This window comes from Escherichia coli, assembly GCF_036503815.1.
Classification (GTDB): domain Bacteria; phylum Pseudomonadota; class Gammaproteobacteria; order Enterobacterales; family Enterobacteriaceae; genus Escherichia; species Escherichia coli_F.
This window is the reverse complement of sequence record NZ_AP027764.1, coordinates 2,722,838-2,742,335: the sequence shown is the minus strand read 5'-3', so window position 1 is coordinate 2,742,335 and position 19,498 is coordinate 2,722,838. Positions and strand designations below refer to the sequence as shown.

Sequence of the window (19,498 nt, the reverse complement as noted above, 5' to 3'; positions counted from 1 at the left end):
GAATCAACATGGCACAGCTTTCGTTACAACATATTCAAAAGATCTACGATAACCAGGTGCATGTGGTGAAGGACTTCAACCTGGAGATTGCCGATAAAGAGTTCATCGTGTTTGTCGGTCCGTCGGGCTGCGGTAAATCGACCACCCTGCGTATGATTGCCGGGCTTGAGGAGATCAGCGGCGGCGATCTGTTGATCGACGGTAAACGAATGAATGACGTTCCGGCCAAAGCACGCAATATCGCGATGGTGTTCCAGAACTACGCGCTGTATCCGCATATGACGGTCTACGACAACATGGCGTTTGGCCTGAAGATGCAAAAAATCGCCAAAGAGGTGATTGATGAGCGGGTTAACTGGGCGGCGCAAATCCTTGGCCTGCGTGAGTACCTGAAACGCAAGCCGGGTGCGCTTTCCGGCGGGCAACGCCAGCGTGTGGCGCTCGGACGGGCGATTGTGCGCGAAGCGGGCGTGTTTTTGATGGATGAACCGCTCTCTAACCTGGATGCCAAGCTGCGCGTACAAATGCGCGCGGAAATCAGCAAGCTGCATCAGAAACTGAACACCACCATGATCTACGTGACCCACGATCAGACCGAAGCGATGACCATGGCGACGCGGATTGTCATTATGAAGGATGGGATTGTTCAGCAGGTCGGTGCGCCGAAAACGGTCTATAACCAACCGGCGAATATGTTTGTTGCCGGATTTATTGGGTCACCAGCAATGAATTTTATTCGCGGCACGATCGATGGTGATAAATTCGTTACGGAAACGCTTAAATTAACCATTCCCGAAGATAAATTAGCGGTTCTGAAAACGCAGGAAAGTTTGCATAAGCCCATCGTGATGGGAATACGCCCGGAAGATATTCATCCGGATGCGCAAGAGGAAAATAACATTTCCGCCAAAATTAGCGTGGCGGAATTAACCGGTGCGGAATTTATGCTCTACACCACGGTTGGGGGGCACGAGCTGGTGGTCCGTGCCGGTGCGTTAAATGATTATCATGCAGGAGAAAACGTCACTATTCATTTCGATATGACCAAATGTCATTTCTTTGATGCAGAAACGGAAATAGCAATTCGCTAAATACAGGGGGAAGGCATTCCCCCAGGATAATACAAGGAACAATAATGAAAAAGTTATTACCCTGTACCGCACTGGTGATGTGTGCGGGAATGGCCTGCGCACAGGCTGAGGAAAAAAACGACTGGCACTTTAATATCGGCGCGATGTACGAAATAGAAAACGTCGAGGGTTATGGCGAAGATATGGACGGGCTGGCGGAGCCTTCCGTCTATTTTAATGCTGCCAATGGGCCGTGGAGAATATCGCTGGCTTATTACCAGGAAGGGCCGGTAGATTATAGCGCGGGTACACGTGGAACCTGGTTTGATCGCCCGGAACTCGAAGTGCATTATCAGTTTCTCGAAAGCGATGATTTCAGTTTCGGCCTGACCGGTGGTTTCCGTAACTATGGTTATCACTACGTTGATGAACCGGGTAAAGACACGGCAAATATGCAGCGCTGGAAAATCGCGCCAGACTGGGATGTGAAACTGACTGACGATTTACGTTTCAACGGATGGCTGTCGATGTATAAATTTGCCAACGATCTGAATACAACCGGTTATGCTGATACCCGTGTCGAAACGGAAACGGGTCTGCAATATACATTCAACGAAACGGTTGCCTTGCGAGTGAACTATTATCTCGAGCGCGGCTTCAATATGGACGACAGCCGCAATAACGGTGAATTCTCCACGCAAGAAATTCGCGCCTATTTACCGCTGACGCTCGGCAATCACTCGGTAACACCGTATACGCGCATTGGGTTGGATCGCTGGAGTAACTGGGACTGGCAGGATGATATCGAACGTGAAGGCCATGATTTTAACCGTCTTGGTTTGTTTTACGGTTATGATTTCCAGAATGGTCTTTCCGTTTCGCTGGAATATGCGTTTGAGTGGCAGGATCACGACGAAGGCGATAGCGATAAATTCCATTATGCAGGTGTCGGTGTGAATTACGCGTTCTGATAATGTGCTAAATTGCCGGATGCGGCGCGAGTACTTTATCCGGTTTATAAATGTAGGCCGGATAAGATGCGCCAGCATCGCATCCGGCATTCAGGCAACGTAGCTGGCATTTATTTCAACGACATATGCGTGGCAACGGTAATATTTTGTGGTGACGGTTTTCCGGCAATTAAGCGGAATAATAACTCGCAGCTTTGTTGACCTAACTCCTGCGTCGGAACATCGATGCCGCCCGGTGCAGGCGTTAATATAAACGACAGCGTTTCATTACTATAACCCACCACCGCTAACTGCTGCGGAATAGCAATGTTTTTCTCTGCCGCCGCACGATAAATGCTCATTAATTTCAGGCTGTCAGTAGCAAACACTGCCTCAGGCAACGGTGACTGGCTTAATAATTCCCGCGCGGCTTGCAGTGCTGTCTCATGGGTATAACCGCCGTCAACGATCCACTCATTGCGCACTGCAATATTATGATCTTCCAGACTTTGCTTATAACCATTAACGCGGTCAACCGAAACATGGACATCAAGCGGAGCATGTAGGCAGGCAATATTTTCATGTCCACTTTCAATTAATGCATCGGTCAGCGCAATACTGTCGCCAAAATTATCGGTGTCGACAGAATAAACATGGGCGTATTCACCTTCAACTTTGCCAATTACTACCACCGGAATATCGTATTTATCGAGTTGGGCAAAAAAAGACTCATCTGCTGGCGAACTTAGCATAATAATGCCTTTAATCATTTTCTGCTTAATTTTGCTTTCACATTTTTGTAAGTCTTCAGCCGGGTTGTGCGACGTCTGCAATATCACGTCGAAACCCTCATCTTCCGCTTTGGCGGTAATGGCATGCAAAACTTCGGAGAAAAACGGGTTACCCGCCGTCGTTTTGGTCGAACGGGTAGAAATCACCATAATGGCATCAAAGCCCGAAGAGGTCAGTGCGCGGGCCAGTTTATTTGGCTGATACTGTAATTCTTCAATGGCCCGTAACACTTTTTCGCGCGCTTCCGGGGAGATATTGGTTTGCTTATTCAGCACGCGTGATACGGTGGATTTTGATACGCCGGCAACCCTGGCAATATCATAAATAGTAGGGGACATAGGTCAGGAACTCCGTCCGAACGTGAATGCTGCACATCTTATGGAGTTCGCCTCAAGATGACAACACGGGCAGTTGATAATCAATGGCATGGCCCCCACATTCATATCCTTACGAATGATTTTTTTCTGGTCTTCAGAGCAGCACAGGACAGCAATGAAGCGACTTAAAAATGAACTTAATGCGCTGGTGAATCGGGGTGTCGACAGACATCTGCGCCTCGCTGTAACCGGACTTAGCCGCAGCGGCAAAACCGCGTTTATCACTGCGATGGTCAATCAGTTGCTCAATATTCATGCCGGAGCACGCTTGCCGCTATTAAGTGCGGTGCGTGAAGAGCGCCTGCTGGGCGTAAAACGCATTCCCCAGCGTGACTTTGGCATTCCGCGCTTCACCTACGATGAAGGGCTGGCGCAGTTATATGGCGAGCCTCCCGCCTGGCCGACCCCAACACGCGGCGTCAGTGAGATTCGCCTGGCGCTACGCTATAAATCGAACGATTCGCTGTTGCGTCACTTCAAAGACACTTCCACGTTATATCTGGAGATAGTGGATTATCCCGGCGAATGGTTACTCGACTTGCCGATGTTGGCGCAGGACTATTTAAGCTGGTCGCGCCAGATGACGGGCTTACTCAATGGTCAGCGCGGCGAATGGTCGGCAAAATGGCGAATGATGTGCGAAGGGCTGGACCCACTAGCACCTGCCGACGAAAACCGTCTTGCAGACATTGCTGCCGCATGGACCGATTATCTCCACCACTGCAAACAGCAGGGGCTGCACTTTATTCAGCCTGGGCGTTTTGTCTTGCCGGGCGATATGGCAGGTGCGCCCGCGTTGCAATTCTTCCCGTGGCCAGATGTCGATGCCTGGGGCGAATCAAAACTTGCACAGGCCGACAAGCACACCAATGCCGGAATGCTGCGCGAACGGTTTAATTATTACTGCGAGAAAGTGGTGAAGGGGTTCTATAAAAATCACTTCCTGCGTTTTGATCGGCAGATTGTGCTGGTGGACTGCCTGCAACCGCTCAACAGTGGGCCACAGGCATTTAATGATATGCGTCTGGCGCTGACGCAGCTGATGCAAAGCTTCCACTACGGGCAGCGTACCTTGTTCCGGCGCTTGTTTTCGCCGGTTATCGATAAGCTATTGTTTGCTGCCACTAAAGCGGATCATGTGACCATCGATCAGCACGCCAATATGGTTTCATTACTGCAACAACTGATTCAGGATGCCTGGCAAAATGCGGCGTTCGAAGGGATCAGTATGGACTGCCTGGGGCTGGCGTCAGTTCAGGCGACCACCAGCGGCATTATTGATGTTAACGGTGAGAAAATCCCGGCGCTGCGCGGAAATCGACTCAGTGATGGCGCACCGCTCACTGTTTATCCTGGCGAAGTTCCCGCACGTTTGCCTGGTCAGGCGTTCTGGGATAAACAAGGCTTCCAGTTTGAGGCGTTTCGCCCGCAGGTAATGGATGTCGACAAACCGTTGCCGCATATTCGCCTTGATGCTGCGCTGGAATTTTTAATAGGAGATAAATTGCGATGACCGAACCGTTAAAACCACGTATTGATTTCGACGGTCCACTGGAGGTCGATCAGAATCCAAAATTCAGGGCGCAGCAAACCTTTGACGAAAATCAGGCGCAAAATTTTGCCCCGGCCACGCTCGACGAAGCGCAGGAAGAAGAGGGGCAAGTTGAAGCGGTGATGGACGCAGCGTTACGTCCGAAACGCAGCCTGTGGCGCAAAATGGTGATGGGCGGGTTGGCTCTGTTTGGTGCAAGCGTTGTCGGGCAGGGCGTGCAGTGGACGATGAATGCCTGGCAAACTCAGGATTGGGTAGCGCTGGGTGGATGTGCCGCTGGGGCATTGATTATCGGCGCTGGCGTAGGTTCTGTGGTAACAGAGTGGCGGCGCTTATGGCGCTTGCGACAGCGCGCCCATGAACGCGACGAAGCGCGCGATTTGTTGCACAGTCACGGCACGGGTAAAGGCCGTGCATTCTGCGAAAAACTGGCGCAGCAGGCGGGCATCGACCAGTCGCATCCGGCACTGCAACGCTGGTATGCCTCAATCCATGAAACGCAGAACGATCGTGAAGTGGTCAGCCTGTATGCTCATCTGGTCCAGCCGGTTTTAGATGCCCAGGCGCGGCGCGAAATCAGTCGCTCAGCGGCGGAATCAACGTTAATGATCGCCGTTAGCCCGCTGGCGCTGGTGGATATGGCATTTATCGCCTGGCGCAATCTGCGTTTGATCAATCGCATCGCCACGCTGTATGGCATTGAACTGGGATATTACAGCCGTTTGCGCCTGTTTAAGCTGGTATTGCTGAATATCGCTTTCGCCGGAGCCAGCGAACTGGTGCGCGAAGTGGGGATGGACTGGATGTCGCAAGATCTCGCTGCGCGTTTGTCTACCCGGGCAGCTCAGGGGATTGGTGCTGGACTTCTGACGGCACGACTGGGGATTAAAGCTATGGAGCTTTGCCGCCCTCTGCCGTGGATTGACGATGACAAACCTCGCCTCGGGGATTTCCGTCGCCAGCTTATTGGTCAGGTGAAAGAGACGCTGCAAAAAGGCAAAACTCCTGCCGAAAAATAATGCAATATCGGGTGCTGACCGGATATCTTTACGCCGAAGTGCCCGTTTTTCCGTCTTTGTGTCAATGATTGTTGACAGAAACCTTCCTGCTATCCAAATAGTGTCATATCATCATATTAATTGTTCTTTTTTCAGGTGAAGGTTCCCATGCGTCTGGAAGTCTTTTGTGAAGACCGACTCGGTCTGACCCGCGAATTACTCGATCTACTCGTGCTAAGAGGTATTGATTTACGCGGTATTGAGATTGACCCCATTGGGCGAATCTACCTCAATTTTGCCGAACTGGAATTTGAAAGTTTCAGCAGTCTGATGGCCGAAATACGCCGTATTGCAGGTGTTACCGATGTGCGCACTGTTCCGTGGATGCCTTCCGAACGTGAGCATCTGGCGTTGAGCGCGTTACTGGAGGCGTTGCCTGAGCCTGTGCTTTCTGTTGATATGAAAAGCAAAGTGGATATGGCGAACCCGGCGAGCTGTCAGCTTTTTGGGCAAAAATTGGATCGCCTGCGCAACCATACCGCCGCGCAATTAATTAACGGCTTTAATTTTTTACGCTGGCTGGAAAGCGAACCGCAAGACTCGCATAACGAGCATGTCGTTATTAATGGGCAGAATTTCCTGATGGAGATTACGCCTGTTTATCTTCAGGATGAAAATGATCAACACGTTCTGACCGGTGCGGTGGTGATGTTGCGCTCGACGATTCGTATGGGCCGTCAGTTGCAGAATGTCGCTGCACAGGACGTCAGTGCCTTCAGTCAAATTGTCGCCGTCAGCCCGAAAATGAAGCATGTTGTCGAACAGGCGCAGAAACTGGCGATGCTAAGCGCGCCGTTGCTGATTACGGGTGACACCGGTACAGGTAAAGATCTCTTTGCCTACGCCTGCCATCAGGCAAGCCCCAGAGCGAGCAAACCTTACCTGGCGCTGAACTGCGCGTCTATACCGGAAGATGCGGTCGAGAGTGAACTGTTTGGTCATGCTCCGGAAGGTAAAAAAGGGTTCTTTGAGCAGGCGAACGGTGGTTCGGTGCTGTTAGATGAGATAGGCGAGATGTCGCCAAGGATGCAGGCGAAATTACTGCGTTTCCTTAATGATGGTACTTTCCGTCGAGTTGGTGAAGATCATGAAGTGCATGTCGATGTAAGGGTTATTTGTGCTACGCAGAAGAATTTGGTCGAACTGGTGCAAAAAGGCGTGTTCCGTGAAGATCTCTATTATCGTCTGAACGTGTTGACGCTCAATCTGCCGCCGCTACGTGACTGTCCGCAGGACATCATGCCGTTAACCGAGCTGTTCGTCGCCCGCTTTGCCGACGAGCAGGGCGTGCCGCGTCCGAAACTGGCCGCTGACCTGAATACTGTACTTACGCGTTATGCGTGGCCGGGAAATGTGCGGCAGTTAAAGAACGCTATCTATCGCGCACTGACACAACTGGACGGCTATGAGCTGCGTCCTCAGGATATTTTGTTGCCGGATTATGACGCCGCAACGGTAGCCGTGGGCGAAGATGCGATGGAAGGTTCGCTGGACGAAATTACCAGCCGTTTTGAACGCTCGGTATTAACTCAGCTTTATCGCAATTATCCCAGCACGCGCAAACTGGCAAAACGTCTCGGCGTTTCGCATACCGCGATTGCCAATAAGTTGCGGGAATATGGCTTAAACCAGAAGAAAAGCGAAGAGTGATTGTGCTGGCTGCGCCGTTCAGGCGCAGCGGCAACGTTCATTTGATGCCAAACTTTTTATGCCAGGCTTCCACATGGCGCGCCGTTTGACGCAGCGGCGCATTCACTAAATAGTTCTGAATCCAGGGTGTTTCCATCCAGTAGCGGACTTTTTCCGGCGCGTGCGTGAGGCAGTGCATCACGGCGGCATGATGAAATGAATTTGCTGAATTATCATAACCATCATAGGCACCTTCACCGATCCCACGCACTAATACGCCATGTTCCAGCATGGTCGCCAGAACGGGAATTTGTTCTGGAATATGCACAAAGAAATTTAAAAGTTGACCGCCTTTTGCCAAAGCATAGTTTTCCAGCCCCTGAAGGAACCAGTTAACCTGCGGCATATAGTTTGAGTAGATGTGCAGGTTGTAACGCAGGAGGGCCGTTGCTAGCGCATGTGAAAATCGCGGCTGATTTTTACCAAACTCAGCGATGGTAAGGACGCTGTCGAGCGATAACCTCGAACTGAAAGCCAGTGCCATTATTTCCGGTAGTTCCGGTTGTCCAAAGTGCGCGGCGGCCGCGCTACGGCAATCAGCGCGGTCAAACGTGGCGAGCATGGCGTAAATAGGGTCAGCAACGTCATGCGGCTCGTGGGCCAGTTGTTTGAAAATGTCGCCAGCATGTCCGCATTTCATAGCCATCCAGCAGAGATTAACAAATTCACCCGCCATATTGTCATTTACGAAATAGGCATCCGGATACTGATGTAATTCAAAGGACAACCCGGCAACCCATATGAAACGCATCGGAAAAACAAACGGTTCCGCAATCAGTTGTATAAACTCTGCGGCATCAAAGCATTTTCCTTCCTGGCGCTCAAACAAATAACGGGCAATATCTGGGTGAGAAAGTGAACCCCGACGAGGCCATTGGGCGGCAAATTCATGCCACTGATAACTATCATTATGATGCCGGTGGGCGATATTATTTAGCTCAGATGTCTGAAAGGCCGCTTTCGCTGCAATATATTCCACACTATCCAGCTGACGATATTCATAAACCGCTTCGCCGGGCGAGATTAATTTTCGACTAATCGCGCAGCGCTTTCGGGACTTTCCGCCAAGAACCTTTTCATAAACTGACATGAAGGGACCAGAATGCACAACATCATGTCCGACGGTGAGATATTTATCCTGCAACGCCTGAAACTCTGCGCTGTGCAAGAGATTATTCAGCAAGGTACTAAGTTCAGGCTTTATTCGGCGCTTTGCGCCAGTTGAAACGAAAAGATCATGGAAATGACCATCATTGTTGCGGATTAATTGTTTTACCCAGGTTAGCGCTTCACTTAGCTGATCAGTAGAAGAAAATAAACCAATCGCATAGAGATAAAAGTCTGAGTAGGTATGGATATGATTTAATGGTTCTTTTTTACTGCGTACAAAAGAGAGCGCATCGGCAAACTGTGCATTGTGGATCAAATGGCGCAAGTGGCGGGTATATTGCTTCCAGGTATTGCAGGTTCGCTCATCCAGAACGCCCGCATTAATTAACCACGCTTGTTTTGCCAGCAACCAGGTTTCATCATAATAAGCAGGCCCTAACGGGTGGTAATCCGCGATAAACGCTTTCAGCGCATAAGGGGTAAAATTTGGGGCGACAGGGTTATCTTCCGGGACATCGCTGGCATGGAAAAGCGATTCAAGAACAGCGGATGCTTTATTCCAGTCTTCCATTGCGCAAGCGGCGTTAAATAACACCATTCTTAATGCCGGGTAACGCGATAATGCTGTAAAAACAGGCGTACTACCTCTCCATGAACTATATCCGTTTGGATTAAAGAAATGGTAATCAGTAATGGCTGCTTCGAGCCAGGTTTCTGCACCACTAGCCTCGCCGCAGTGAACCATCGCCGCTGCGCCAAGAAAAATACCAGCTGCAGCTGCCGGCGGTAAGCATGAACTACCTTGATCAATAGGATCTGGCGCTAGCTCTAAAAGCCATTCTGCATGGTTCGTTAGTGCCTCGGCAATGGCAGGAATGTCCGTTGAACAGCAATTGTGTTTAAGCCAGACCGTAATTTGTTTATCATCCATAATAGTCATCACTCCGCTGGGCTAATAATGGCAAAGAGCAATCTTAATGCACAACGGTTAGGGGGAATAGTGGCAGGAACTCTGGAAAATAGTGGGACTGGTAGATCAAAAACTGCCGTTCACCGGTGGTGATTCAGTGAACGGCACAGTTGTTTAGCGCAGTACAGCCAGAGCTGCTTCGTAATCCGGCTCGGTGGTGATTTCATCCACCAGCTGGCTGAAAATCACATTGTCATTTTCATCAATAACCACAACGGCACGCGCTGCCAGACCTTTCAGTGGGCCATCAGCAATTGCCACACCGTAGGCTTGCAGGAATTCAGCGTTACGGAAAGTGGAGAGGGTGATAACGTTGTTCAGACCTTCTGCGCCGCAGAAACGAGACTGGGCGAACGGCAGATCGGCAGAGATACACAGCACAACGGTGTTGTCGATCTCGGTTGCCAGTTGGTTAAACTTACGTACTGATGCGGCGCAAACACCGGTATCAATACTCGGGAAAATGTTCAGCACTTTGCGTTTACCCGCAAACTGACCGAGGGTGACGTCAGACAGATCTTTTGCCACGAGAGTAAAAGTCTGCGCTTTGCTACCCGCCAGCGGGATGGAATTGGCGACTGTAACCGGGTTGCCCTGGAAATGAACGGTTTGTGACATGATTATCTTTCCTGTTTACATATAGTTAACGTCACACCTAGTTTATGCTAACTGTCAATAACACAGCAAACGCTATTTGCGCTTAATCCGCAGACCACCGCGACAACAAGGAGTAAAGATGAGAACCGTTAAGGTATTTGAGGAAGCCTGGCCCTTACATACCCCGTTTGTGATTGCTCGGGGAAGTCGTAGTGAAGCGCGCGTGGTGGTGGTGGAGTTAGAAGAAGAGGGCATTAAAAGTACTGGCGAATGCACGCCGTATCCGCGCTATGGTGAAAGTGATGCCTCGGTAATGGCGCAAATTATGAGCGTCCTGCCGCAATTAGAAAAAGGGCTGACACGGGAGGAATTACAAAAAATTCTCCCTGCTGGAGCGGCACGTAATGCGCTGGATTGTGCTTTGTGGGATCTGGCGGCGCGTAAACAGCAGCGATCGCTGGCTGATTTGATTGGCATAACGCTTCCCGAGACAGTCATTACAGCACAGACGGTAGTCATCGGTACGCCTGATCAGATGGCCAATAGTGCATCAACACTGTGGCAGGCAGGCGCGAAATTGCTGAAAGTGAAGCTGGATAACCATCTTATCAGTGAGCGGATGGTAGCAATTCGCACGGCTGTGCCCGACGCGACGCTTATCGTTGATGCAAATGAATCCTGGCGTGCAGAAGGGTTGGCGGCGCGTTGCCAACTGCTCGCGGATTTAGGCGTTGCGATGCTTGAACAACCGCTTCCTGCGCAGGACGATGCGGCACTGGAGAATTTTATTCATCCGTTACCGATTTGTGCTGATGAAAGTTGTCATACCCGTAGCAATCTGAAGGCGCTGCAAGGGCGCTATGAGATGGTTAACATCAAGCTCGATAAAACGGGTGGCCTGACGGAGGCGCTGGCGCTGGCGACCGAAGCGCGTGCACAAGGTTTCAGTCTGATGCTGGGCTGCATGTTGTGTACCTCTCGTGCCATTAGCGCCGCTTTACCGCTGGTGCCGCAGGTCAGTTTTGCTGATCTTGACGGACCGACCTGGCTGGCGGTAGATGTGGAACCGGCGCTTCAATTCACGACGGGCGCATTGCATCTTTAGGATGCCAGCGCAGCAAGTTAGCCATCGCAAAGAGGTATTTTTCGCTGGCTTCGTCGGAGGAGATGGGGGGAAACTCTGCGGTGATGCAATGCAAGTTCAGATCTGCACACCAACTGCCGAAAGAGCCAGGCGTTTCATAACCGACGCTGGTGACCAGTGGCAATTCAAACGCCTGGGCCAGCCATTCACCTAATTCGCTGTGTCTGGGGTCTTCAATACAGGCCAGTGGATCGTGGAATGAGACCACCCAGGCAGGTTGAATGCGATGTATAAGCTGGCACAGCGCCTGAGTTTCAGGTTCGGAGCCAGGTTTGTCACCTGTCAGTAAAACGACATCACGTTCTTCAGCGGCGCTGTTCCAGCGATAAACCGTTTCACCTTCCTTCCAGTTTGCTGCCGGAAAGTTTCTATTTAAATCCACGCCATTAGCATTGGCCCGTAACCCTAACTGGCAGCCGTCAGGATTCACACACAGCACCACATGATGGCGGCGCAAAGAAGGTGTCAATGTCCGCAAAGCACAGGAGAGGGTCACGACCGAAGAGTTTTCATCACCGTGGGTGCCAGCCAGAATCAAACCACTTTCGTGACTGGCGGCTGGGGCCGGAAACCAGATCAAAGGCGCGCCCAATAATGAACGTCCGTAATGTTCTGTACCGGGCGGAAATGCGCCGCGTTCGGCGCGTGGGCGAGTTACGGTCATGATCGTCTCTGGTTCAGGAAGTATTACAGGCAGTGTTGTGCAAATTTTGCGGATTATCAAATCCTTTTCTTCAACGCTATGTTATCGATCTTGTATCACTTTTTTGCCGGAAGTTGTTTGCATTTCTTTAAGGCGAAACAAATAATTACGCATGATTATTAACGCAGGTTTGAGGGTAACTTATGAAGCACTCTGTTTCAGTCACGTGTTGTGCGCTGTTGGTCAGCAGCATTTCTCTTTCGTATGCTGCAGAAGTTCCGAGCGGCACAGTACTGGCAGAGAAGCAGGAGCTGGTGCGCCATATTAAAGATGAGCCTGCGTCGCTGGATCCCGCTAAAGCCGTGGGTCTGCCAGAGATTCAGGTCATTCGCGATCTTTTTGAAGGACTGGTGAATCAGAACGAGAAAGGGGAGATTGTCCCCGGCGTTGCGACTCAGTGGAAAAGTAATGACAACCGTATCTGGACTTTCACCCTGCGCGATAACGCAAAATGGGCGGATGGCACACCGGTAACGGCACAGGATTTTGTCTACAGCTGGCAACGTCTGGTTGACCCAAAAACGTTGTCGCCGTTTGCCTGGTTTGCCGCGCTGGCGGGAATCAACAACGCACAGGCGATTATTGATGGTAAAGCTACGCCTGATCAGCTAGGCGTCACCGCGGTTGATGCCCGTACTTTGAAAATCCAGCTTGATAAACCGTTGCCGTGGTTTGTGAATTTAACAGCCAATTTTGCCTTCTTCCCGGTGCAAAAAGCTAACGTAGAAAGCGGGAAAGAGTGGACGAAACCCGGAAATCTGGTCGGCAATGGCGCTTATGTTCTTAAAGAGCGTGTAGTCAATGAAAAACTGGTCGTGGTGCCAAATACTCATTATTGGGATAACGCCAAAACGGTGTTGCAAAAAGTGACCTTCCTGCCAATTAATCAGGAATCCGCAGCCACTAAGCGTTATCTCGCGGGGGATATTGATATCACCGAATCCTTCCCCAAAAATATGTATCAGAAGCTGTTGAAGGATATTCCGGGGCAGGTTTATACACCGCCGCAGCTCGGGACCTATTATTATGCGTTTAACACGCAAAAAGGGCCGACGGCAGATCAGCGCGTTCGTCTGGCATTAAGTATGACGATAGATCGCCGCCTGATGACCGAAAAAGTGTTGGGGACGGGCGAAAAACCAGCGTGGCATTTTACGCCAGATGTTACTGCCGGATTCACGCCGGAGCCTTCGCCGTTTGAACAAATGAGTCAGGAAGAACTGAATGCGCAGGCAAAAACTTTGTTGAGCGCAGCCGGTTATGGTCCGCAAAAACCGCTGAAGCTGACGCTTTTGTATAATACTTCAGAAAACCATCAAAAAATTGCGATTGCTGTGGCATCGATGTGGAAAAAGAACCTTGGTGTAGATGTCAAACTGCAAAATCAGGAATGGAAAACCTATATCGATAGTCGTAATACAGGTAATTTTGATGTTATCCGCGCCTCGTGGGTGGGGGATTATAATGAACCCTCCACCTTCCTGACATTATTAACGTCAACGCATTCAGGGAACATTTCACGTTTTAACAACCCGGCCTACGACAAAGTTTTGGCCCAGGCATCGACGGAAAATACCGTTAAAGCGCGTAATGCCGATTACAACGCGGCAGAAAAAATCCTCATGGAGCAAGCACCGATTGCACCAATTTATCAATATACCAATGGACGATTAATCAAGCCGTGGCTGAAAGGTTATCCCATTAATAACCCGGAAGATGTGGCGTATAGCCGGACTATGTATATTGTGAAACATTGATGTGAACTGGCGTTACCCTTGTGGGTAACGCCAGTGATGTCTGAATTAACGACCCTGGTCTGGTGGTGTAATGTTATCCATATACAGCGTCTGGCTTGGGAACGCGAAATCCGCGCCGTGTGACTGTACAATATCGATAATCTTCAAATAAACATCCTGCTGGGCGGCAAGCCATTCAGCCCATACTGTGGTTTTGGTAAAGCAATAAACCATAATATTCAATGACGAGTCAGCAAACTGGTTGAAATAAACCAGTAAGGTTTGTCGCTGGTCGATGGCTGGGTGATTTTTAAGCATCTCACGTACGGCTTCGACAATGGCTCCCACTTTTGCCGCATCCTCATAACGTAAACCGATTGTCGTGGTAATACGTCGGTTGGTCATTCGCCCAGGGTTTTCTACGCTGATAGACGAAAACAGCGAGTTCGGGACGTATAACGGACGATTATCAAAGGTCGTAATTTTGGTAATTCGCCAGCCAATTTCCGCTACTGTACCTTCGATATTTCTGTCCGGTGAACGGATCCAGTCGCCAATACTAAAAGGACGGTCGAAATAGAGCATAATCCCGGAAAAGAAGTTACTCAAAATATCTTTACCGGCCATACCGACAGCCAGACCACCAATACCACCAAAGGTCAACAAGCCAGAAAGGCTCATACCGAAATGTTCGCCATAAAGCAAAACAAGTACCACAATAATGGTGATTTTGATGATACGCGACATAATCCGCGCACTGGTGATATCGCGACCTTTTTTAATCTGCTGTTTTTCAAACTGATTAATCAGCAGAAATAACTTAATCGTCAGAATAACCGCAATCAGGGACGTACAGATAAAATCGATAACGCCTGGAGTGATAAATTGGAGTTTGTAGTTTTCTATAACATAATTAATGATGCTACCAACAGCACTGATAATTATGGTGTAGATTAAAAATTGCACCGCATGGAATAAAAATCCTTTTCTTTTACGATTTCCGCGGCGAAACCAAAAGCTCATCAGAATCAATGCTGCGCAGCTACCGAAAATAATGACCAGATTAAGCGCATTATTTGTAAACAGTTCAGCGATCATTGTTTTATCAGGCTCCTCCAGATAATTGTCGTCATGCCGGAAACCCCTGGCGGGGCTATTTTACCGCGACAATTCATTCAGATCATCAATAGTCAGGGAAGGAAGTAGCAACATTAGCTAACTAATCAATGCGTTGATTGTAAATCCAGCTAAGAGGTGAGGTTTTCAGAGCAGACAACGGTGAAATGTCATGGTATTGTTACTGTTAGGTAACAAGAAATTTGTCTGCACAAGGATTACATCATGATTATGGCGAAACTGAAGTCAGCGAAAGGGAAGAAATTTCTCTTTGGTTTGTTGGCGGTTTTCATTATTGCGGCGTCGGTTGTGACTCGCGCGACCATCGGCGGCGTGATAGAACAGTACAATATTCCGCTGTCTGAGTGGACGACATCAATGTATGTGATTCAGTCATCAATGATTTTTGTTTATAGCCTGGTCTTTACTGTGTTGCTGGCAATCCCGTTGGGAATTTATTTCCTTGGCGGCGAAGAGCAGTAAGTAAAAAATAGGCCCGTTAACTCGGGCCTTGTCAGTTATTGAAGAGTCGTTAATCGTCTTCTTCGTCATCCAGTTCAACGGGGGTCTGATACTGGTCAGGTTTAATGACCAGCAGGTCGCAGCGAAGATGATCAATCACCTGTTCCGCCGTGTTGCCGAGGAATGCTGCTGAAATACCGGTGCGTCCGACCGTTCCCAGAACCACAATCCCCGCCTGTAAGTGCTCCGCCAAATCAGGAATCACCTCTTCTGGTAGACCTTTTTCAACGTGTGTCATGTTTTCATTAATGCCGAATTTCTGCCGTAGGGCTTTCATTGCCAGCAAATGTTGCCCACGAATGGCATCGTTATAAACGCTCGGGTCAAATTCCGGCAGTTCAATTGCGATATTAATTGGCGTTACCGGATAAGCGCCAACCAGATGAACTTCGGTATGGTTGACTTGTTCCGCCAGTTCGATCGTCTCTTTAACCAGTTTTTCATTGAGCGCATTATGGTACGGCTCTTCACTGGCGAGATTCACCGCCACCAGCGCCTTACCCCCTTCCGGCCACGGCTGGTCTTTCACCATCCACACCGGGCTTGGGCATTTGCGTAACAGATGCCAGTCCGTTGGCGTAAAAATCACCGCTTCCAGACGGTCATGTTGGTGCGCCATTTTTAGCACCAAATCGTGTCCGCCGCTGATCACTTCCTGAATGATGGCTTCGAATGGACGGTTATGCCAGACCACTTTAATTTCAATGGGAACGCCAGCATTGAGATAATATTTTGCCTGCTCGTGGATCCAGGCTGTTCGCTGGCTGATGACGCCCTGACGCATAGCGGTACGTTCGTCCGGGGAGAGCAGGGTGGTCATTTCGTATGAGAAGTCATAGATCGGCAAAAAGGCTTTAATTTTGCCACCAATCCGTTGATGTAAATAAACAGCTCGCCGCAATGCTGGTTGGTCGTCCTGGTTAGGATCGATAACAACGAGCATGTTCTGATACATAGCCATACAGGGTCTCCTTACAACAACTGTCAACGCAGTTTGTAATTAAAAGATTAACCCATATCTGGTGAATGAAACAGTGATGAACCTTCTGCCAGATCAATAAATCAGAAAAATTTAATGATATGACAGAAGGATAGTGAGTGATGCGGAAAAATCAGGCAACGTTACGCGTGTGACCAGCAAGCTGGGCCAGCGCATCGTTATTTTCGATGGTGATGTATTTACCTTTGACTGCCAGCATGCCGCTTTTCTGGAAGCGACCCAGCAGACGGCTGATGGTTTCTACCGTCAGGCCCAGATAGTTACCGATATCGCCACGAGTCATCGTCAGGCGGAATTCACGAGGGGAGAAGCCGCGTTGGGCAAAACGACGGGACAGGTTGTAGATGAATGCAGCCAGACGTTCCTCGGCATTTTTCTTCGACAACAGCAGGATCATGTCCTGATCGCCTTTGATTTCACCGCTCATCAGACGCATCATCTGCTGACGCAAATTCGGCATTTTACCGGACAAATCGTCCAGCGTTTCGAACGGAATTTCACATACCATCGAGGTTTCCAGCGCCTGCGCGAAGCTCGGGTGATGACCGCTGCCGATGGCATCAAATCCCACCAGGTCACCAGCTAAATGGAAACCAGTGATTTGCTCGTCGCCTTGCTCAGTAATGGTATAACTTTTAATCGTACCGGAGCGGATGGCATAAAGCGATTTAAGTTCATCACCAGCCTTAAACAGCGTCTGGCCTTTCTGAATAGGCTTCTTTCGCTCAATGATATTATCAAGCTGATCAAGCTCATGTTCGTTGAGTGTGAACGGGATGCAAAGCTGGCTGATGCTGCAATCCTGGCAATGGATAGCACAACCGCCAGACTGAATGCGCCGTATAATTCGCTTTTCCGGGATCATAGGTCTGCTCAAGCCGTAATTGATATTTGTCAATTTTAACATCTTTTTAGGGAGCAAGTAAGTCTAAGCAAACCTTAACAGCAGAGAATTCCGATATTAGATGTAAATATATGTCTATCTATTTGAAAACCCTTAAGTTGTTAAGGGTAACTTTACATAAAAGTGTGAACAAGCTGGCACAAATTGTATAAGGTTTACAGCAAAAGATAACCTTCGTGGCGTAATAACCACTCTTTTCGCTGAACTCCGCCTGCATATCCGGTCATGGTACCGTTTCTGCCAATGACCCGATGACAAGGCACAACAATGCTGATGGGATTCGATCCATTTGCCGCACCTACGGCACGCGCCGCGCCGGGGCGGCCCAATTGTTCAGCCAGTTGGCCGTAATGCATTACCTGCCCGCAGGGGATTGTGCGTAATGTTTTCCAGACTTCGCGCTGAAATGGCGTCCCCCCCGTGGCAGTGGGAAGCGTATCAATAATGCTAAGATTACCGGCAAAATATTCACGAAGCTTGTCGCTTAAACCACCTGGGTTGGTGGCAGAAATACGTTCATAGCCTTCTTTGCGGTAATGGATGTCCAGCAGCTGCACCATGCGTTCGCTGTACTCTTCCCATTCAACCGCCCGCAAGTGAAATTGCTCATCGCAAATCACCCACAGTGGACCCAGTGGCGTGGCAATTTTTTCTTCAAGTAATCTCAGCATCCGTTCTCTCTTAAGACAAACGAGGGTAAATCCCCGGACCTATCGGCAGACCGACAAGATACCACGCCAGCAACATCAGCAGCCATACCACCAAAAAGATAAGTGGATAGGGCAAAACTAACGAATAGTAAGTACCCAGTTTCGCGTCTGGTTTGTAGCGTTGCAGGAATCCAAGAAACAGTGGAACAAAAGGAGATACCGGAGCTAAAGGCAATACGGATGAGTCGGCAATACGAAAGAGGATTTGCGCAAATGCCGGGTGAAAGCCAAGTAGCATAAACATTGGTACGAAAATGGGGGCCAGAATCGACCAGATTGCGGAACCGCTGGCGATAAACATGCATAAGAAAGAGGAAAGCAACGCCAGACCGACAAACGCCGGGATGCCGCTAAGCCCTGAACTTTCGAGTATATCGGTCAGCCCCACCGCGATGAATTTCCCCATGTTGCTCCAGTTAAACATGGCGACAAACTGGGCGAGGGGAAAAACCATCACGATAAATCCCGCCATCTCTTTCATCGGTTCAATCATTAAATGCGGTAAATCTGCCTGACGTCGAATTGTGCGGGTAGCGATGCCATAAGCCAGCGAGACCACAAAGAAAAAAAGAATGATCAGTGGCACGATACCTTTAATAAAGGGGGATGGCATCACGGTGTGATTAATCGGATCGCGCAATATCCCATTTTCCGGGATCACCATCAGCGCAATTGCGGCAATAAAAAGTAGCGATACGACACCTGATATGCGTAAACCAAAACGCTGACTTTCGGTCAATGTCTGCAGTTTCTCATCGCTGTTTCCCTGCCATTGACCTAACCGTGGCTCAATGATTTTGTCGGTTATCAGGCCGCCAACAAACGTCAGTACGACTACGGAGCTGGCCATAAAATACCAGTTATCAATTACACTGACGTGCATTTGCGGATTGAACGCAGCCGCAGCCTCCGTGCTGATCCCCGACAGCAACACGTCGGTTGTGACAATCAGTAAATTAGCCGTAAAGCCGCAACCGACGCCTGCAATGGCGGCCAGTAAACCTGCCACTGGATGCCTGCCCACCGCCAGAAAAATCAATGCGCCCATCGGTGGCATGATAACTAACGCCGCATCGGATGATATATGGCTAAAAAAAGCAATAAACAACACCATATAACTGGCATAGCGGGCATTAACATGCGATGCCATTTTAACCATTAGCGCTGGCAGTAAGCCGACGCGTTCCGCCAGACCAGCACCTAAAACCAGCGCCAGGATTGCGCCTAGTGGGGCAAAACCGCTAAAGTTTTTAATCACATTGGGTAAAAACCAGTGTAATCCTTCCACACTGAGCAGGTTTTTCACGACCACTGGCGTACCATCGGTCGGGTTTTTCGCACTGACGCCAAAGGCCGACAAAATTGCCGTCGTAACCATGAGTACGATAATCAAATAGATAAAGAGCAAAAAAGGATGGGGAACCTTGTTACCAATTCTTTCGACCCAGCCATAGAGCTTCCCGGATTGGGAGGACGACGGTATGGATGACATACTCAT

The 19,498-nt window shown here is 49.5% G+C and carries 17 protein-coding genes; 8 read left to right on the top strand and 9 right to left on the bottom strand.

Features of this window, described 5'->3' with window-relative positions; all coding sequences use genetic code 11:
* Positions 1-8 precede the first annotated feature (8 nt).
* A complete protein-coding gene (locus AABJ99_RS13125) occupies positions 9-1,091 on the top strand; it encodes an ABC transporter ATP-binding protein (RefSeq protein WP_000057969.1) in 1,083 nt (360 codons plus the stop codon).
* 44 nt (positions 1,092-1,135) lie between these two features.
* A complete protein-coding gene (ompG, locus tag AABJ99_RS13120) occupies positions 1,136-2,041 on the top strand; it encodes a monomeric porin OmpG (RefSeq protein ID WP_338387356.1) in 906 nt (301 codons plus the stop codon).
* A gap of 110 nt (positions 2,042-2,151) precedes the next feature.
* Here ompG and ycjW read toward each other — a convergent pair whose 3' ends face one another.
* Positions 2,152-3,150 carry a LacI family DNA-binding transcriptional regulator gene (gene ycjW, locus AABJ99_RS13115; RefSeq protein WP_039020827.1) on the bottom strand — a complete coding sequence of 333 codons (999 nt, stop codon included), beginning with the start codon at positions 3,148-3,150 and terminating at the stop codon, positions 2,152-2,154.
* A 154-nt stretch (positions 3,151-3,304) separates the two neighbouring features.
* On the opposite strand from ycjW, the gene ycjX reads away from it, so the two are divergent.
* The 3 genes from ycjX (at position 3,305) to tyrR (ending at position 7,449) form a co-directional block, all read left to right on the top strand.
* Complete coding sequence (ycjX, locus tag AABJ99_RS13110; RefSeq protein WP_039020828.1) at positions 3,305-4,702, top strand: YcjX family protein; 1,398 nt, start codon at positions 3,305-3,307, stop codon at positions 4,700-4,702.
* The gene (ycjF, locus tag AABJ99_RS13105; protein ID WP_000138727.1) at positions 4,699-5,760 is read left to right on the top strand and encodes a YcjF family protein; all 1,062 of its coding nucleotides are present in this window, start codon (positions 4,699-4,701) and stop codon (positions 5,758-5,760) included. Before ycjX ends, ycjF begins: the two co-directional genes overlap by 4 nt.
* Before the next feature lie 147 nt (positions 5,761-5,907).
* Positions 5,908-7,449: a transcriptional regulator TyrR gene (gene tyrR / locus AABJ99_RS13100; RefSeq protein WP_032302953.1), complete on the top strand. Its 1,542-nt coding sequence runs from the start codon at positions 5,908-5,910 to the stop codon at positions 7,447-7,449.
* A 37-nt stretch (positions 7,450-7,486) separates the two neighbouring features.
* On the opposite strand, the gene AABJ99_RS13095 is transcribed toward tyrR, so the two are convergent.
* Positions 7,487-9,529, bottom strand: a complete 2,043-nt coding sequence (locus AABJ99_RS13095; protein WP_039020830.1) for a hypothetical protein — start codon at positions 9,527-9,529, stop codon at positions 7,487-7,489.
* Between the two features lie 153 nt (positions 9,530-9,682).
* The gene (gene tpx, locus AABJ99_RS13090) at positions 9,683-10,186 is read right to left on the bottom strand and encodes a thiol peroxidase (protein ID WP_032184040.1); all 504 of its coding nucleotides are present in this window, start codon (positions 10,184-10,186) and stop codon (positions 9,683-9,685) included.
* Between the two features lie 118 nt (positions 10,187-10,304).
* Between tpx and ycjG the strand changes: the two genes are divergently transcribed.
* Positions 10,305-11,270 (top strand): L-Ala-D/L-Glu epimerase, encoded by a 966-nt coding sequence (gene ycjG, locus AABJ99_RS13085; protein WP_039020831.1) that lies wholly within the window; start codon positions 10,305-10,307, stop codon positions 11,268-11,270.
* Here the strand turns inward: ycjG and mpaA are convergent.
* A complete protein-coding gene (gene mpaA, locus AABJ99_RS13080) occupies positions 11,245-11,973 on the bottom strand; it encodes a murein tripeptide amidase MpaA (RefSeq protein WP_001353227.1) in 729 nt (242 codons plus the stop codon). The genes ycjG and mpaA overlap by 26 nt on opposite strands.
* A gap of 182 nt (positions 11,974-12,155) precedes the next feature.
* Between mpaA and mppA the strand changes: the two genes are divergently transcribed.
* Entirely contained in the window at positions 12,156-13,769 is a 1,614-nt protein-coding gene (mppA, locus tag AABJ99_RS13075) for a murein tripeptide ABC transporter substrate-binding protein MppA (protein ID WP_000683032.1), read from the top strand.
* Positions 13,770-13,814: 45 nt separating this feature from the next.
* Here mppA and ynaI read toward each other — a convergent pair whose 3' ends face one another.
* A complete protein-coding gene (gene ynaI / locus AABJ99_RS13070) occupies positions 13,815-14,846 on the bottom strand; it encodes a low conductance mechanosensitive channel YnaI (protein WP_000559907.1) in 1,032 nt (343 codons plus the stop codon).
* Positions 14,847-15,089: 243 nt separating this feature from the next.
* On the opposite strand from ynaI, the gene ynaJ reads away from it, so the two are divergent.
* A complete protein-coding gene (gene ynaJ, locus AABJ99_RS13065; RefSeq protein ID WP_000605090.1) occupies positions 15,090-15,347 on the top strand; it encodes a DUF2534 family protein in 258 nt (85 codons plus the stop codon).
* Positions 15,348-15,396: 49 nt separating this feature from the next.
* Here the strand turns inward: ynaJ and uspE are convergent, their stop codons facing one another.
* The 4 genes from uspE to abgT all read right to left on the bottom strand — a co-directional run bounded on the left by uspE (position 15,397) and on the right by abgT (position 19,498).
* Positions 15,397-16,347: a universal stress protein UspE gene (gene uspE / locus AABJ99_RS13060; RefSeq protein WP_001262123.1), complete on the bottom strand. Its 951-nt coding sequence runs from the start codon at positions 16,345-16,347 to the stop codon at positions 15,397-15,399.
* 151 nt (positions 16,348-16,498) lie between these two features.
* Positions 16,499-17,251, bottom strand: coding sequence for a fumarate/nitrate reduction transcriptional regulator Fnr (gene fnr, locus AABJ99_RS13055; protein ID WP_000611911.1), 753 nt, complete (start codon positions 17,249-17,251; stop codon positions 16,499-16,501).
* Positions 17,252-17,445: 194 nt separating this feature from the next.
* Positions 17,446-17,961: a methylated-DNA--[protein]-cysteine S-methyltransferase gene (gene ogt / locus AABJ99_RS13050; protein WP_039020832.1), complete on the bottom strand. Its 516-nt coding sequence runs from the start codon at positions 17,959-17,961 to the stop codon at positions 17,446-17,448.
* 10 nt (positions 17,962-17,971) lie between these two features.
* Positions 17,972-19,498 carry a p-aminobenzoyl-glutamate transporter gene (gene abgT, locus AABJ99_RS13045; protein ID WP_000062957.1) on the bottom strand — a complete coding sequence of 509 codons (1,527 nt, stop codon included), beginning with the start codon at positions 19,496-19,498 and terminating at the stop codon, positions 17,972-17,974.